Genomic DNA, 16,988 nt, shown 5'->3' on the forward strand with positions numbered 1-16,988 from the left:
TCCTCGCGAATGCAGTGTGTCAGCCAAAAAATCTGGCACTGGTACTGCACATTCGCGAGCAAGCCCGCTCCCACATGGGGTCTTCATCGTCTGGAAGTCAGGCGTCCGGTCGCAGGATCAGCACGCCCAATGGCGGCAGGTTCAACGACAGCGACAACGGCTGCCCGTGCCTGGGCTCCTCCTCCGTAAACGCCCCGCCACCGTTGCCGAAGTTGGAACCGGCATAGGTGTCGGCATCGCTGTTGATCACCTCGCTCCAGCGCCCGGCAAACGGCACGCCGACCTTGTAGGCCTCACGCGGCACCGGCGTGAAGTTGGCCACCACCAGCACCGGCCTGCCATCCTTGCTCCAGCGCAACCAGGCGTAGACGCTGTTGATCGCGTCATCCCCAATCAACCACTGGAAGCCCTGTGGCGCGTCGTCCTGGTCATGCAGCGCCGGCTCTTCGCGGTACAGACGGTTGAGGTCGCCCACCAGTTTCTGCACGCCCCGGTGTTCGGGGTATTGCAGCAGGTACCAGTCCAGTTGCTGATCGTGGTTCCACTCGCGCCATTGGCCGAACTCGCAGCCCATGAACAGCAGCTTCTTGCCCGGGTGCATCCACATGAAGCTCAGGTATGCCCGCAGGTTGGCAAATTTCTGCCAGCGGTCGCCGGGCATCTTGTCGATCAACGAGTGCTTGCCGTGTACCACTTCATCGTGGGAAATCGGCAGGATAAAACGCTCGGACCAGGCATACACCAGGCCGAAACTCAGCTCGTTGTGGTGATGGGCACGGTACACCGGGTCCTGCTGGATGTAGTGCAGCGAATCGTGCATCCAGCCCATGTTCCACTTGTAGTTGAACCCCAGACCGCCCTGTTGGGTCGGCTGGCTTACGCCCGGCCATGCGGTGGACTCCTCGGCGATCACCAGCGCGCCGGGGGCCTCAAGGGCAACAACATCGTTGAGGTGGCGCAGGAAGTCGATGGCCTCGAGGTTTTCCCGACCGCCGTGGCGGTTGGGTACCCATTCCCCGGCCTTGCGCGAATAGTCGCGGTACAGCATCGAGGCCACTGCATCCACCCGCAGGCCATCGATATGGAAATGCTTGAGCCAGTGCAACGCCGACGCCAGCATGAAGCCGTGGACTTCGGTGCGGCCGAGGTTGTAGATCAGGGTGTCCCAATCCTGGTGGAAGCCTTCCAGCGGGTTGGCGTATTCGTACAGCGCGGTGCCGTCGAATTGCGCCAGGCCGTGGGTGTCGGTGGGGAAATGCGCCGGCACCCAATCCAGGATCACGCCGATGTCGGCCTGATGGCAGGCGTTGACGAAAAACGCGAAATCCTCCGGCGAGCCGAAACGTGCCGTCGGGGCAAATTGCGACAGCGCCTGATAACCCCATGAGCCGCCGAACGGGTGCTCCATGATCGGCATCAGTTCGATATGGGTGAAGCCCAACTGCTGTACATAAGGGATCAACCGCTCGGTCAGCTCGCGCCAACTGTACTGGCGGGACACCTCGCCGACTTCATCCAGCTCGCACTGCCAGGAACCGGCATGCAACTCGTAGATCGACAAGGGTGCGCTGGGCTTTTGTCGCTCGCTGCGCGATTGCATCCAGTCGTGGTCCTGCCAGTCGACCTGCAGCGGCGAAGCGACCTTGGACGCAGTATCCGGCGGCAACTGCGTGGCCAGGGCCATGGGGTCGGCCTTGAGCGGCAGAATCCCGTGGGCACCGAGGATTTCATACTTGTAGGCCGCGCCGGGTTGCAGGCGCGGGATGAAAATCTCCCACACACCGGACGGATGGCGCAGGCGCATCGGATGACGGCGCCCGTCCCAGATATTGAAGTCGCCCACCACCGAGACCCGGCGGGCATTCGGTGCCCATACCGCAAAACGCACGCCCTGGACCCCGTCGACGCTGGTCACTTGTGCCCCGAGGCAACTGCTCAGGTCGCGGTGATTGCCTTCGGCAAACAGGTACAGGTCCATCTCCCCCAGCAGCAGTTGCTGGAAGCTGTAAGGGTCTTCGGTGATCTGTTCGCCACCGGCCCACTGGATCTTCAGCAAGTACGCCTGACGGCTGCCGAAATGCCCGACAAACAAGCCCGGCACCTGGGTCGCATCGAGGCTGCCGATGTGGTCGCCGCTGTCGCGGGCCAGGACCTGGACACTCAGTGCTTCCGGCAGGAAGGCGCGAATGAACTGGCCGCCCTGCTCGTCGTCATGGGGACCCAGGATCGAGAATGGATCATGGTGCTCGGCCCGCACCAGGGCTTCGATATCAGCAGGTTTGGGCATCACACTCAACTTTTCCTGCAGCGGTTCTTTGCTTGTAAAACTCATGACGTCTCCCCACCGCGTGCAGTTTTCGATATTGGTTTCAACCCGCTGAGCAGCCCGTGCAAACCTTGCAACGGCACCGGCAACCAGCTCGGGCGATTCTCTGCTTCGTAGGCCACTTCGTACGCGGCCTTCTCCAGGCTGAACAACGCCAGCGCTGCGTCCTGGCCTTTGGCATCCTGCCAGTCATGGGCCAGTGTAGTCGTGGCAGCGTGATAGGCCTGGATAAATGCCTGCCTGGCCTCATGCAAGTAGCGATCCGCCACACGTTGCCGGGACGCATTGGCCTCGGGCGACTGGTCGACGCCCTGCACATTCACCGCCATGGCCGCCGCGTAATCAAACGAGCGCAGCACCCCGCTCACATCCTTGTACGGGCTGTGTTTGCCGCGACGCTCAGGCAGCGGCCGCGCCGGTTCGCCCTCGAAGTCGATGAGGTAGGCATCGCCCTTGACCACCAGTACCTGGCCCAGGTGCAGGTCGCCGTGCACGCGAATGCGCAACCCGCCCACCGTGGCTTTCGCCAGGTCCTGAACGTGACTGGCGATGGCCTTTTTCTGCTCCAGTAAAGCACTGACCAACGCCTGATCGGCAGGGTTCAACTTGGTTTGATGCTGTTTGAGCAACTGCAAGGCGTGGTCGATTTGCGCGCCCACGTGCCTGGCCCAGCCCTGGCTGTCCTTGAGGGTTGTGACCTCGGGCTTGAACGCCTTGTTAGTGGTGGGCGCCGCCAGCACCAGGTGCATCTCGCCCAGGCGCTGGCCGAGCAAGCCGGCGAAATCCGCCAGCTCGCCAAGGGCGTTGTAGTGCTGTTCCTGCTCGGACATGGCTTCGGCCAGTTCGTCGCGAATCGCTCGCTCCAGGTTATTCTGGGTCCAGCCCCAAGCGTCGCCCTGGTTGCTCAGGTAACCCTGGGCGATCATCAGCAGGTTGTCCTGGCCATCGGCATCGTGGCGGATCACCGAGCCCAACAGCGGCGAGATATGCTCGTAGCCGGCTTCGGTGAGGTAGGCGCCCATTTCCAGTTCCGGGTGAACCCCGGCGCTGACTTTTCGGATCAGCTTGAGCACCAGGCTGCCGCCCACCACCACGGAACTGTTGGACTGCTCCGCCGCGAGGTAGCGCACTTCCGACTCGTCGTTCAATTCCAGCTTGGCCAACTGCGCCGTGGGCTCGAAGCGAATCTCGCCATCGGTGGAGTCGAGGACGGTTTTGGCTTGCAGGCCTTGGATCACGCCGCGGATATAAGTGTCGAGGCTGAAGGCATCGGTCACCAAACCTACCTGACGCACTCGCCGTACACGGGCAAGCGCGAGTTGTTGCGGCAAGGCGCTGGTGAACTGGTCTTCGCCAAGGAAGCCGAACGGCAGTTGATAGCGGCTGACCTGGCCGGCGCTGGTGACTTCGATTTCACTGAGCAGCACCGGATGCTGCGGGTCGCCGAAGCGCACGCCATAAGCGATGTGCACGCTGTCGATTGCCGTATCCTTGCTGGCAAACCAGCGGCGCTTGGGCAGCCACGCCGGCAACGCATTCTGTTCCAGGGTGGTGCGGCACGGTGCTTCGAGCAATTCTTCCATGCGTTTCTTCAGCACCAGGGTGGTGAAGTCCGGGATGCTTTGTGCCGGTTCCACGTGCCAGCTTGGCATCTGGTTTTCCGCCGCCAGCACGAACCAGTAGAAGCCATACGGCGCCAGGGTCAGCAGGAAATTCAGCTGGCCAATCGGTGGGAAGGCATTGCCACCGAGCATCTCCACCGGAACCATGCCGGCAAACGCCGAGAGGTCCAGTTCTGCGGCCTGGGCACTGCGGGACACGTTGGCCACGCACAGGATGATTTCATTCTTGCCATCGGCGCCTGCGTATTCGCGGGTATACGCCAGGATGCGGCGGTTGCTGGGCGAGAGCATTTTCAGGCTGCCGCGACCGAACGCCTTGGACTGTTTACGCACCGCGAGCATGCGCCGCGTCCAGTTCAGCAACGAGTGCGGGTCCTGGGTCTGGGTTTCGACGTTGACCGACTGGTAGCCGTATTGCGGGTCCATGATTGGCGGCAATACCAGGCTGGCCGGGTCGGCGCGGGAGAAGCCGCCGTTGCGGTCGATGGACCATTGCATCGGCGTACGCACGCCGTCGCGGTCACCGAGGTAGATGTTGTCACCCATGCCGATCTCATCGCCGTAGTACAGGGTCGGCGTGCCCGGCATCGACAGCAGCAGGCTGTTGAGCAGCTCGATGCGCCGGCGGTCACGTTCCATCAGCGGCGCCAGGCGGCGGCGAATCCCCAGGTTGATACGTGCACGGCGGTCGGCAGCGTAATAGTTCCAGAGGTAGTCGCGCTCTTTGTCGGTGACCATTTCCAGGGTCAGTTCATCGTGGTTGCGCAGGAAGATTGCCCATTGGCAATTGGCCGGGATCTCCGGGGTCTGGCGCAGGATATCGGTGATCGGGAAACGGTCTTCCTGGGCCAGCGCCATGTACATGCGCGGCATCAGCGGGAAGTGGAACGCCATGTGGCACTCATCGCCGTCGTCGCCCTTTTTGTCCCCGAAGTACAACTGGGTGTCTTCCGGCCATTGGTTGGCTTCGGCCAGGAGCATGCGGTCGGGGTAGTTGGCGTCGATCTCGGCGCGGATCTGCTTGAGCACGTCGTGGGTTTCGGGGAGGTTTTCATTGTTGGTGCCGTCGCGCTCGATCAGGTACGGAATCGCGTCCAGGCGCAGGCCGTCGATGCCCATGTCGAGCCAGTAGCGCATCACCGACAGGACGGCTTTCATGACCTGCGGGTTGTCGAAGTTGAGGTCCGGCTGGTGGGAGTAAAAGCGGTGCCAGAAGTATTGGCCGGCGACCGGGTCCCAGGTCCAGTTGGACTTTTCGGTGTCGAGGAAAATGATCCGGGTGCCGTCGTATTTCTGATCGTCATCGGACCATACGTAGAAATCCCGCGCCGCCGAGCCGGGCTTGGCCTTGCGGGCCCGCTGGAACCAGGGGTGCTGGTCGGAGGTGTGGTTGATCACCAGCTCGGTGATCACCCGCAGCCCGCGTTTATGGGCTTCGGCGATAAAGCGCTTGGCGTCGGCCATGGTCCCGTAGTCGCTGTGCACGCCGCGGTATTCGGCGATGTCGTAGCCATCGTCACGGCGTGGCGAGGGGTAGAACGGTAATAGCCAGATGGTGTTCACACCAAGGTCGGCGATGTAGTCGAGCTTGGCGATCAGCCCGGGAAAATCACCGATGCCGTCGTTGTTGGAGTCGAAATAGGATTTGACGTGAACCTGATAAATCACCGCGTCTTTGTACCAGAGCGGATCTTTGATAAAGGTGGCAGCCTTGGGTTTCTTCGCCATTGGAAACTCCTGGGAATTCGAAAAATTCTGCCTGAAGGAACTCGGTCAATGTGGGAGCGGGCTTGCTCGCGAAAGCGGTATATCAGTGGACCGATTCGGAGACTGACACTCCGCTTTCGCGAGCAAGCCCGCTCCCACCTTTGATCTCCAGTGGTTTGGAGATCGGTGTCGATTCAGGAAACGGTAATGCGCCAGATGCCAAACGGCTGATGCCACGGTTCGATGCGCATCCACTGGGTCTTGCCGTACCAGGTCCAGCGGTGGCCGGTCATCAGGTCTTCGCCCTGGGTCTGGGCATCGTCCGGCAAGCCCAGCTCCCACAGCGGCAACTCGAAATTGGCCTCCTGGGCGTTGAACGGGTCGAGACTCACGGCCACCAGGATAAAGTTGCTGCCATCCTCGCTGCGTTTGCCGAAGTACAGGATGTTGTCGTTCCACGCGTTGTAGAGTTTGAGCCCCAGGTGCGTCTGCAAGGCCGGGTTCTGCCGGCGGATGCGGTTGAGCTGGGCGATCTCGGCAATGATGTTGCCCGGCGCCGTGAAGTCTCGCGGGCGGATCTCGTACTTCTCCGAGTCCAGGTACTCTTCCTTGCCCGGCACCGGGGCCGCTTCGCACAGTTCAAAACCCGAGTACATGCCCCACAGGCCTGAGCCCATGGTGGCCAACGCGGCGCGGATCAAGAAGCCGGCGCGGCCGGATTCATGCAGGAAGCCGGGGTTGATGTCCGGGGTGTTGACGAAGAAGTTCGGCCGGAAGCACTCGCGCCACGGCGACTCGTTCAGTTCGCTCAGGTACTCGCTCAACTCGGCCTTGGTGTTGCGCCAGGTGAAGTAGGTGTAGCTCTGGGAGTAACCAACCTTGCCCAGGCGCGCCATCATCGCCGGGGTGGTGAAGGCTTCGGCGAGGAAGATCACTTCGGGGTATTTAGAACGCACATCGCTGATCAGCCATTGCCAGAACGGCAGCGGCTTGGTGTGGGGGTTGTCGACGCGAAAGGTCTTCACGCCCTCTTCCACCCAACCGACCACGATGTCGCGCAACTCGACCCACAGGCTGGGAATCGCGTCGGCCGCATAGAAGTCGACGTTGACGATGTCCTGGTATTTCTTCGGCGGGTTCTCGGCGTATTTGATCGTGCCGTCGGGCCGCCAGTTGAACCAGCCCGGATGCTGTTTGAGCCACGGGTGGTCCTGGGAGCACTGGATGGCAAAATCCAGGGCGATTTCCAGGCCATGGTCGGCGGCGGCCTTGACCAGGTTGCGGAAATCCTCACGGGTGCCCAACTGCGAATGGATCGCCTCGTGGCCGCCCTCTTCGCTGCCGATGGCATACGGGCTGCCCGGGTCGTCCGGCCCGGCGGTCAGGGAATTGTTCTTGCCCTTGCGGTGGCTGCGACCGATCGGATGGATCGGCGGGAAGTACAGCACGTCAAAGCCCATGTCGTGGATCATCGACAGCCGTGAGTGCACATCGTTGAATGTGCCATGGCGGGCGGGATCGTCGGTGATCGAGCGGGGAAACAACTCGTACCAGCTGGCAAATTGCGCAGCCTCGCGCTCTACATCAATCGGATACACCGGGCTGATGCTCAAATAGGCGCGGTGATCGGCCTGGGTCATCAGGTGTGCACTGTCTTCGTGCAGGAACAACGCAACCTGCTCGGTTTCCAGCAAACCGGAGAGTTCGTGGTGCAGCAACATCAGCCGGTCACGCAACTCATTGTCACTGCGCTCGGCGGCTTGCAGGACCTGGCTGCGGCCTTCCTGCAACTCCAGGCTGACCGGCACCCCGGCCTCGTGTTTCTTGCTCAGTTCGTAGCGAAAGCTGGCAAACGTGTCGATCCAGGCTTCGATGCAATACTCATGCGGGCCCTGGGCGGTCACGGTGAATGCGCCTTCCCAGCCGTTGTTGCCGACATCGGTCATCACCACGCTGTGCCAGCTTTCTTCACTGCGCGGGCGCCAGCGGATCATCACCGCAAGCTTGTCGTGGCCATCAGCGAACACCTTGCTGGCAACCTGCACGCGCTGGCCAACCACAGCCTTGACGGCGAACTCGCCGCCACCGATCACCGGGGTCGTGCTTTCAATCGCGATCCTTGGCAGCAACAGTGCCTGGGACAGCGGTAATGTGGAGGTTGAATCGTCTTGAGTCAGTGTTTCAGCAGTCATCGAGCATCTCCCCTTAACGCCCAGTGGACGCTCTTGTGCTTGATTCAAATTCTGAAACGACGCCACTCTCCCTGAGCAGGGCCGTCTAGGTTCCGAGCATGCCGACGAGTGAAAAGTTCAGGCGGATATCCCGCCATCGGGCGGGGAATCAAATCCACCACGCGATTGTCCACCGATAGAGCAAAGCACAAAGGAGGCCATACCGATGAATATCCCTATTCCGGCTGAAACGCCTGATCCCAATATAGATAAGCCCACATTACCGCCGACCGAACCCGACCCGGTTCCCGAGCAGGAACCGCCAGGCACACAGCCACCACCGGTGGAGGAACCACCGACGACGATGCCGCCGGTGATTGTCTGAAGAGACCGATCACAGGAAGTAAAAAGCGGAAGCTTCAGGCTTCCGCGTTTACTTGAATCTATAAGCTGCAACTTCATTCACAAAAAATTATAAAGAACTGTCAAAACCGACAGTATCAACCGAGACGAACGCCGCCCATGATCAAAGTGTGCGACGCGCGAAGAACAGAACAATAAAACCTCTCGGAGATACCTCATGAAAAGAACAGCCGCCTACCTGCTGCTTTTCCTTTGCACCTTGACCGCCTGCACCACCGAACCCTCCGGCCCGCTCGATACGGAAATCGCAAGCAAATTAAACAACCGCTACCAGGACACCGCTGCTCAGTGTGCCGAAGGCGTGGCCCTGTATCACTGCAATGGGGTGCTTATTCGCGTCACTGACAGCCTCATAGCATCGCCCGGCGAGCTTGAGCGCAATGCCGCCGCATTCTCTTACCTGCGAGCCGACCTGGGTATCAGGAAGCTGTTTGCACGGGACGCTGGCGTAATAATGTCGGCATTGCCCTCCACCGCAGCGGGCCCAATCAGCGTGCGCTGCTCTTTTCCCACCAATGGTGCGACAGGTGACCGCCCGGATGGATGCGGCGAAACTTCCAGGGAGCTGCCAGGCTACCAGCGTGAATGGAGCCGGCACTGCGATGAGCAAGGCGTGGTGGATGGCCCCACCTGGCTGGCCCACTTCAACAAAGTCAAACCGGCTTATTTTTTTATGTGTGCGTTTCGTGGATCGGTGCAGCAGTTTTCTCTAAGCATCACTGTCAGAAAACTGATGCCGGCAAACTATATTGAAGATTGGAATGAAGTCGTCACCTCAGCCTGGACAGTGTCCGAGATTGATAAAGTCCCCTTCCAGGCTTTCTTCTATAACGCTGCCAACTTGCCAGGAAGAGATGCGGCCAAGAAACTTCAGCGCGAGTATTACGGCTATACGCAGCGCCTGCTTCCGGTGGTTCGTGTTGACTTGCTCGCTCAAGACCAACGCATATTCGCGTATCACAAAGAAGATCAAATCACCATTCCGGTACAGTGATCAATACAGCAGGAGCGTGAAGTTGCACACGCCTCGATATCACGCTGTCAGCCCATTCACGCGCGACCTGATGAAACATACGGCGACTAATTCTTTTCCAATAGCCTGACGATTCTTGGCATCACACTGAACACCGCCAAGGCCAACAACGTGCTGAGTACCGCCGTGGATTCCCGCCCCATTCCCGCCGCCACCCCAATGGCGGCGGTCATCCACAAGCCGGCGGCGGTGGTCAGGCCTTTGACGTGCTGACCCTCCTCGTCTTCCTTGCCCTTTAGGATAGTGCCGGCGCCAAGAAAGCCGATGCCCGCGATCACGCCCTGCAGCACCCGGCTCATGGCGTCTGCCTGGGAGCCGGACATGCTCGGCACCAACACGAACAGCGCGGCGCCCAGGGCCACGAGCATGTGGGTGCGTACCCCGGCGGCCTTGCCTTTCTGTTCGCGCTCGTAACCCAGGATCCCGCCCAATATCGCCGCAATCAGCAGCCGAATGGTGATTTGCGTGAGTTGCCGGGCATCGCCGATATCGGCAAATTCCGCTTGCAGGGTTACCCAGACTTCATGCCACCAGGCGTCCATGGACGTTTCCTTGTTGGGGGTCGATAGAACATGGACAGCATCGACCGTCAGTCAGTTGCGCAGAACCATTGCCTGCGCATCCCACCCTAATCAGTAATAGTCCACAAAAAGGAGATCGATATGCCCGTACGTATCGAAGGTCAGCAATGTTTCTTCACCGTCGATGTGGACGGCCACGAGAAACAACTGGAAGCCACCCATGTCACGGTCGAAACCGACAGCGAGAAATCCATGTCGTTCGTGAAGCTGAACGGTGACCGCACCTATATCACCGAAGCCGAAGCCGACGCATTGACCGTAGCGGGTGCCAAAGACGGCCGTAAGCACTTGAAAGCTACCGACGGTGATTCGGTGATTTGATTGACCTGGATCAGCCCCGCCTCAAAAGCGCTGCACCCCGCGCACCACCGGGTGCAGCACATTGTCGCAGGCATGCACGGGCGGCCCATCTGATCCGCTTTTTATCGCCATACCTGAGTCTGTTATGCAAACAGAGCGCCGGTCATAGTTCATCTGCCTGATGGAGGCTGATGAGCGAAAGACCATGAGCGATAGAATCCCCGTCCGAACCGTAGAAGTGTTTGAGCCTGCACATCCAAAGAAGATGAAGGCCAAATCCAGCGACAACCTGATTCACACCCGCAGTTTTACCGGCCTGTTCCGTACCTTGCGCGTGGCAGGCGCAGGCTTTCTGTTCCTGGCATTTTTCGGCACCGTGTGGCTGAACTGGGGCGGACGGCAGGCGGTGTTATGGGACCTGGCTGAAAGCAAATTCCACATCTTCGGTGCCACGTTCTGGCCCCAGGATTTCATCCTGCTGTCGGCGCTGTTGATCATCTGCGCGTTCGGCCTGTTCGCGATCACCGTATTCGCAGGGCGTGTGTGGTGTGGCTATACCTGCCCGCAAAGCTCGTTTACCTGGTTGTTCATGTGGTGCGAAAAGGTCACTGAAGGCGAGCGAAACCAACGCATCAAGCTGCAAGCTGCGCCCTGGAGCCTGGACAAGCTGGCGCGGCGCTCGGCCAAGCACACGCTGTGGCTGGGGATCAGCGTGCTGACCGGGCTGACATTTGTCGGCTACTTCACGCCGATCCGGCCGCTGGCCGAGGAGCTGCTGACCTGGCAGATGGGTGGCGTAAGCCTGTTCTGGGTGCTGTTCTTTACCGGCGCCACCTACATCAACGCCGGCTGGCTACGTGAAGCGGTGTGCATGCACATGTGCCCGTATGCACGGTTCCAGAGTGTGATGTTCGACAAGGACACCCTGACCATTTCCTACGACGTAGCCCGCGGCGAGAACCGTGGCCCGCGCAAACGAGACGTGCAACCGGCGGACGTCGGCCTGGGTGATTGCATCGACTGCCAGCTGTGCGTGCAGGTATGCCCCACCGGCATCGACATCCGTGACGGCCTGCAAATGGAATGCATCGGCTGCGCCGCGTGTATCGATGCCTGTGATTCGATCATGGATAAAATGGGCTATGCCCGTGGCCTGGTCAGCTACACCTCGGAGCATCAGTTGCAGGGTGGCAAGACCCATCTGCTCAGGCCACGCCTGATCGGCTACAGTGCCGTGCTGCTGGTGATGATCGGCGCGCTGGTGGTGGCGCTGGTGGAACGCCCGATGGTGTCGCTGGACGTGACCAAGGACCGGGGGATGTTCCGCGAGAACAGTGACGGCTTGATCGAGAACATCTACAGCCTCAAGGTCATCAACAAGACCCAGCAGCGCCAGGATTACCGCATGGAGCTGATGGACGGCGACGGCTTCCAGCTGCAGGGCAAGACCGAGATCAGCCTGGCACCAGGTGAGATTACCGATGTGCCGGTGTCGGTGGCGATGACCGCAGAGAAGCCCGCCAGCAGTTCGCAGACGATCCGCTTCAAGGTCTCGGACGTGGATGAGCCGTGGATTTACAGCGCGGCGGACAGCCGGTTTGTGCCGCCATTGAATCGCTGAGCCCAGCTTTCAGCAACACTGGAGATCAAAATGTGGGAGCGGGCTTGCTCGCGAAAGCGGTGTGCCAGTCAATGGATACATCAACTGAAAGATTGCTTTCGCGAGCAAGCCCGCTCCCACCGTTTGATCTGTGTTCAATCAGCAAAATCTGTTCAAAGCACTGAGCCCCAATGAAACGCTACGAAAAATTCGCCGACGACATCGCAGAACTGATCCGCTCCGGCGTGCTCGGGCCCGGCCAGCGCGTGCCTTCGGTGCGTTATGCCAGCCAGACCTACGGTGTCAGCCCGTCCACGGTGTTCCAGGCGTACTACCTGCTGGAGCGACGCGGGCTGATCCGCGCCCGGCCGCGCTCCGGGTACTTCGTCAACACCCATGCGCCCAGCCCGTTTTCCGAGCCGGTGGTGAGTGCCCATGTGCACGAGTCCACCGAGGTGGACGTCAGCGAATTGGTGTTCTCGGTGCTCGATTCCATCAAGGACCCGCAAACCGTGCCCTTCGGCTCGGCCTTCCCCAGCCCGACGCTGTTCCCGCTGCAACGCCTGGCCCGTTCCCTGGCCAGCGCCAGCCGGGAAATGGACCCGCGCATGGTGGTCACCGACATGTCGCCGGGCAACCCGCAACTGCGCCGGCAAATTGCCTTGCGCTACATGGTGGGCGGGCTGATGTTGCCCATGGAAGAACTGTTGATCACCAACGGCGCCCTTGAAGCACTGAACCTGTGCCTGCAAGCCGTGACCGAGCCGGGCGACCTGGTGGCCATCGAAGCACCGGCGTTCTACGCCAGCCTGCAAATCCTCGAGCGCCTGAAACTCAAGGCGGTGGAAATCCCCGTACACCCACGCGATGGCATCGACCTCAAGGTGCTGGCGCAAAGCCTGGAGCGCTACCCGATCAAGGCCTGCTGGTGCATGACCAGTTTCCAGAACCCGATGGGCGCAACCATGCCCGAGGCCCGGAAACAGGAACTGGTGGAGTTACTGCGCAGCCACCAGGTGCCGCTGATCGAAGACGACGTGTACGCCGAGTTGTACTACGGTCAACAGGCGCCCAAACCGGCGAAGGCGTTCGACACCGAAGGCCTGGTGATGCATTGCGGCTCGTTCGCCAAGAGCCTGGCTCCGGGCTACCGCATCGGCTGGGTCGCCGCGGGACGTTATGCGCAGAAGATCGAGCGGCTGAAATTGATGACGTCGCTGTGTGCCTCGATGCCCGCCCAGGCGGCGATTGCCGATTACCTGCAACACGGCGGGTACGACCGGCACCTGCGTAAATTGCGTTACGCGCTGGAAGAACAGCAAAGCGCCATGCTCGCCGCCATCGCGCGCTATTTCCCGGCGCAGACACGGGTCAGCCAGCCTGCCGGCGGGTACTTCCTGTGGCTGGAATTGCCGGAGCAGACCGACTCGTTGAAGTTGTTCCAGATGGCGCTGGCCCAGGGCATCAGCATTGCACCGGGGCCGATCTTCTCGCCGACACAGCGCTTCAGGAACTGCATTCGCTTGAACTACGGCAGCCCGTGGGATGAGTCGTGTGAGAAGGCGATGGAGACGCTGGGGAAGATTGTGCGGTCGTTTTAACCTACGGATGGGAACCGTAGCCGGGCTAAGAACCACACAGGAGTGCGCTATTTCTTACGATAGAAAGAGCGCATTCACTTGGTTCACATCAGAGATGCCTTATGACTATTTCTTCAGCTGCCGGCCTGCGCCCCCTTCCCGTTCCTCCCCACTATATGCGTGCCGCAGAGCAGCAACAGGTGCGCGAAATGACAGGCGCTACCGGGCGCCCCGCGGGAGATCATCGATCGAGTGACCAGATTACCGAACAAAGCCCTGTGCTGAAGAACTTCCTGGATAACCGCGACCACTACGAAGTGAGCGATGACCTGAAGCGCCAGGTGGGTGACTGGAGCGCGGCCAACCAAGACCCGGACTCTCGCGCCGACGCCACCTACAACCTGGATAAGGTACTGCGATTTATCGACAACGTGGACGATCTCAAATTAAGCGCCAGCCATAGCCGCAACGGTGTCCTGGACGGTTTTTCGAATCACGGCTACGCCATTCATCCAGACTCGGAGGCCAGCCTGCTCAAGGCGTTTTCCCTCAGGGGCTATGAAGCGCTGCGCGGCGCCTGATACCTGGGCTGTGGCGAGCGGCGTGCCCCTCGCCACAGGCGGTACAAAACTAACGACCGCCCGCCAGGTCAAGAAAGGTTCCCGTCGCATAGGACGCCTTGTCCGAGAGCAGCCAGATAATCCCTTCCGCGACTTCCTCTGCACGCCCGCCACGGGCCATGGGGATGCCCGGTTCAAGCTTGCTGACCCGATCCGGGTCGCCGCTCAGGGCGTGGAAGTCGGTGAAAATAAACCCGGGACGCACGCCATTGACCCGGATCCCCTCGCCCGCCACTTCCTTGGAGAGCCCGAGAGTGAAGGTATCCAGCGCACCCTTGGACGCGGCGTAATCCACATACTCCCCCGGCGAGCCCAACCGCGCGGCGGCCGATGAAACGTTGACGATGCTGCCGCCCTGCCCGCCATGCTTGGGCGACATGCGCAGCAGCGCATGCTTGGCACACAGGATCGGCCCCAACACATTGGTCCTGAGGGTCTTCAGGATGCGGAACTCGGACATCTCATCGACCCGCGACTTGTGCCCGACGGTACCTGCGTTGTTGACCAGTGCCGTCACCCGGCCCAGTTCGGTATCGACCCGGTGGAACAGGCCAATCACTTCGTCTTCAATGCTGACATCAGCCCGCACGGCAATCGCCTGGGCGCCGAGGGCACGCACTTGCTCAAGTACGCGGTGGGCGGCGTCTTCATCGGCCTGGTAATTGATACAGATGCGATAGCCCTGGGCGGCGGCCAGCAGCGCCGTGGCGGCGCCGATCCCACGACTGCCACCGGTGATGACGACGACTTTGTCCATGTGTAAGGTCTCCTGGTTCAACGTGAGCTGATGGATCCAATACTACCTGCGCCCTGCAGGTTTTGCATGGGCTCACATCACCGAATGCACACTCACCACCTGCTCGGCGCGCTGGATGTCGGCCATGAAACCCTCGGCCGGCAACGGATGCCCCAGCAGATACCCCTGAAGCGAATCGCAGCCCAGCCGGGTGAGGAAGCTCTGCTGTGAGTCGGTCTCTACACCCTCGGCCACAATGCGCAGGCCCAGGGCCTGACCGAGGGCGACGATGGCCGAGACGATAGCGGCGTCGTCGCTGTCGTGCTCCAGGTCACGCACGAAGCCCCGGTCGATCTTCAGCTCATTGGCCGGCAGACGCTTGAGGTACATCAGGCTCGAATAGCCGGTACCGAAGTCGTCGATGGACAGGTCGACGCCCATGTCCGAAAGCTTCTGCAACACCGTCATGCTCGCGTCGGCATCGCTCATGGCGGTGGTTTCGGTGATTTCCAGGGTCAGGCTGTTGGCTGGCAAGCGGTGGCGTTCCAGGGCAGCGGCGACACTCTTGACCAGCCCGGCGTGGCAGAACTGCAACGCCGACAGGTTCACGGCAATGCGCCAGTCGTGATAGCCCTGTGCATACCACACCTGCATCTGGCGGCAGGCTTCGTTGAGTACCCATTCGCCGATGGGGATGATCAGCCCGGTCTTTTCCGCCAGCTCGATAAACTTGTCCGGCAACAACAGGCCTTGTTGCGGGTGCTCCCAGCGCAGCAGCGCCTCGGCACCGACCGGGCGGCCGCTGATGGCGTCGAACTTGGGCTGGTAATAAAGCCGGAACTGCTCGTGCTCCACGGCATTGCGCAAGTCCTGCAGCAGTTGCAGTTGCTTGCGCGCATTGGTGTTCATCGACACGTCGAAAAAGCTGTAGCCGTTCTTGCCCATGCCCTTGGCGTGATACATCGCCGCGTCGGCGTTCATCAGCAGTTCCTGGGGCGTGGCGCCGTTGCCGGGGAACAGTGCGATGCCGATGCTGGCGGAGATTTTCAGCTCATGCTCGGCGACGTGGAAGGCCTGGTTGATCATGCCCACCTGGCGCTCGGCCAAGCGCAACGCATCGTCGGGCTGGCCCAATTGCACCAGCAATACAAACTCGTCACCGCCGATGCGGGCCAGGGTGTCCTGGCTGCGCAAGTCTTCGCGCAGGCGCAGGCCGACTTGCTGCAACAGCTGGTCGCCCATGTGGTGACCAAAAGCGTCATTCACCGGCTTGAAGCCGTCCAGGTCGATAAACATCAGCGCGAAGCAGCCGCCCTCTTCGTTCACCCGCTGTATCGCCTGCTGGATCCGGTCGGCGAGCAGGGTGCGATTGGGCAAGCCGGTGAGCATGTCGTGCAGGGCCAGGTGGGTGAGTTCCTGGTTGGCCTGGGTCAGGGAGTCGGCCAACACCGCGGTGCGGGCTTCCAGGCGGGCATCGGCCAGGGAGGTCAGCAGCGCGATGATCAACACTGCCAGGGTGGTAACCAGCACCAGGTTATCCAGGCCCTTGCCACTCAAGCCGTCCAGGGCCGCGCCGCAGAAGCTGCCATCGGCGAAACGCGCGGCGGCCATGCCGGTGTAGTGCATGCCGACAATCGCCACGCCCATCACCATCGCCGCCCCGCCTCGGGCCAACCGCACATACGGCGTGTTGCGCCGCAGGTTGAAGGCAATCCACAACGCCGCCGCCGACGCACCCACGGCAATCAGCAACGAGGCGGTGAACAGCGTGGGGTCGTAGTCGATGCCGGGGGTCATGCGCATGGCGGCCATGCCAGTGTAGTGCATGGCGCTGATGCCGGCGCCCATGATCAATGCGCCAAATGCCAGTTGCCACGCCGGCAAACGCGGCTGGCTCACCAGCCACAAGGCAAAACCGCTGGACAGGATCGCGATCAACAACGACAGCGCCGTGATGCCGACGTCATAGCCGAGGCTGATGGGCAGGCGGAAGGCGAGCATGCCGATAAAGTGCATCGACCAGATCCCCACGCCCATCGCCAGCGCGCCGCCGCCCATCCACAGGTACACCGCGCGGCCCCTGGCAGTGGCGATGCGGCCGGTCAGGTCCAACGCCGTATAGGATGCGAGGATCGCGACGAACAGGGAAATCAGGACCAGGGCGGGGGAATAACTACCGGTGAGCATGGGACTTCTCGTGACCTATGGGCCGAACAGCATCCGTGCCGGGCTGAAAAGTCAGGGATTGTAGCGAGAATAAATCTTGTACACCTGAAATATTGTCGTATA

12 protein-coding genes are annotated in these 16,988 nt (G+C 61.0%); 6 read left to right on the forward strand and 6 right to left on the reverse strand.

All coding sequences use genetic code 11. The features are described from left to right. Positions 1–97: 97 nt before the first annotated feature. The 3 genes from glgB to A462_RS16485 all read right to left on the reverse strand — a co-directional run bounded on the left by glgB (position 98) and on the right by A462_RS16485 (position 7,847). Entirely contained in the window at positions 98–2,332 is a 2,235-nt protein-coding gene (glgB, locus tag A462_RS16495; protein WP_008435158.1) for a 1,4-alpha-glucan branching protein GlgB, read from the reverse strand. Beyond that, complete coding sequence (treS, locus tag A462_RS16490) at positions 2,329–5,676, reverse strand: maltose alpha-D-glucosyltransferase (protein WP_008435160.1); 3,348 nt, start codon at positions 5,674–5,676, stop codon at positions 2,329–2,331. The genes glgB and treS overlap by 4 nt, the downstream gene beginning before the upstream one ends. A 173-nt stretch (positions 5,677–5,849) precedes the next feature. Continuing rightward, entirely contained in the window at positions 5,850–7,847 is a 1,998-nt protein-coding gene (locus tag A462_RS16485; protein ID WP_008435162.1) for an alpha-1,4-glucan--maltose-1-phosphate maltosyltransferase, read from the reverse strand. 205 nt (positions 7,848–8,052) lie between these two features. On the opposite strand from A462_RS16485, the gene A462_RS34630 reads away from it, so the two are divergent. Both A462_RS34630 and A462_RS16480 read left to right on the forward strand, forming a co-directional pair. Then, a complete protein-coding gene (locus tag A462_RS34630) occupies positions 8,053–8,211 on the forward strand; it encodes a hypothetical protein (RefSeq protein ID WP_166742161.1) in 159 nt (52 codons plus the stop codon). 195 nt (positions 8,212–8,406) lie between these two features. Continuing rightward, entirely contained in the window at positions 8,407–9,243 is an 837-nt protein-coding gene (locus tag A462_RS16480; protein ID WP_008435164.1) for a hypothetical protein, read from the forward strand. A gap of 86 nt (positions 9,244–9,329) precedes the next feature. On the opposite strand, the gene A462_RS16475 is transcribed toward A462_RS16480, so the two are convergent. Beyond that, complete coding sequence (locus tag A462_RS16475) at positions 9,330–9,824, reverse strand: MgtC/SapB family protein (RefSeq protein WP_008435167.1); 495 nt, start codon at positions 9,822–9,824, stop codon at positions 9,330–9,332. Between the two features lie 120 nt (positions 9,825–9,944). Here A462_RS16475 and A462_RS16470 point away from each other — a divergent pair, with 120 nt between their 5' ends. From A462_RS16470 to A462_RS16455, 4 genes are all read left to right on the forward strand, one after another. After that, entirely contained in the window at positions 9,945–10,184 is a 240-nt protein-coding gene (locus A462_RS16470; protein ID WP_003207514.1) for a DUF3203 family protein, read from the forward strand. A gap of 184 nt (positions 10,185–10,368) precedes the next feature. Then, on the forward strand, positions 10,369–11,784 hold the full coding sequence (ccoG, locus tag A462_RS16465) for a cytochrome c oxidase accessory protein CcoG (protein WP_032899366.1): 1,416 nt from the start codon (positions 10,369–10,371) through the stop codon (positions 11,782–11,784). Between the two features lie 170 nt (positions 11,785–11,954). Continuing rightward, positions 11,955–13,364, forward strand: a complete 1,410-nt coding sequence (gene mapR, locus A462_RS16460) for a GntR family transcriptional regulator MpaR (protein ID WP_003207510.1) — start codon at positions 11,955–11,957, stop codon at positions 13,362–13,364. A 188-nt stretch (positions 13,365–13,552) separates the two neighbouring features. Then, positions 13,553–13,924, forward strand: a complete 372-nt coding sequence (locus A462_RS16455) for a hypothetical protein (RefSeq protein WP_008435173.1) — start codon at positions 13,553–13,555, stop codon at positions 13,922–13,924. A gap of 49 nt (positions 13,925–13,973) precedes the next feature. Here A462_RS16455 and A462_RS16450 read toward each other — a convergent pair whose 3' ends face one another. Both A462_RS16450 and A462_RS16445 read right to left on the reverse strand, forming a co-directional pair. Further along, a complete protein-coding gene (locus A462_RS16450) occupies positions 13,974–14,720 on the reverse strand; it encodes an SDR family oxidoreductase (protein WP_008435175.1) in 747 nt (248 codons plus the stop codon). A 72-nt stretch (positions 14,721–14,792) separates the two neighbouring features. Then, entirely contained in the window at positions 14,793–16,886 is a 2,094-nt protein-coding gene (locus A462_RS16445) for a putative bifunctional diguanylate cyclase/phosphodiesterase (protein ID WP_003207505.1), read from the reverse strand. Between the last annotated feature and the right edge of the window lie 102 nt (positions 16,887–16,988).

Source organism: Pseudomonas sp. Ag1 (genome assembly GCF_000278565.1).
GTDB lineage: Bacteria > Pseudomonadota > Gammaproteobacteria > Pseudomonadales > Pseudomonadaceae > Aquipseudomonas.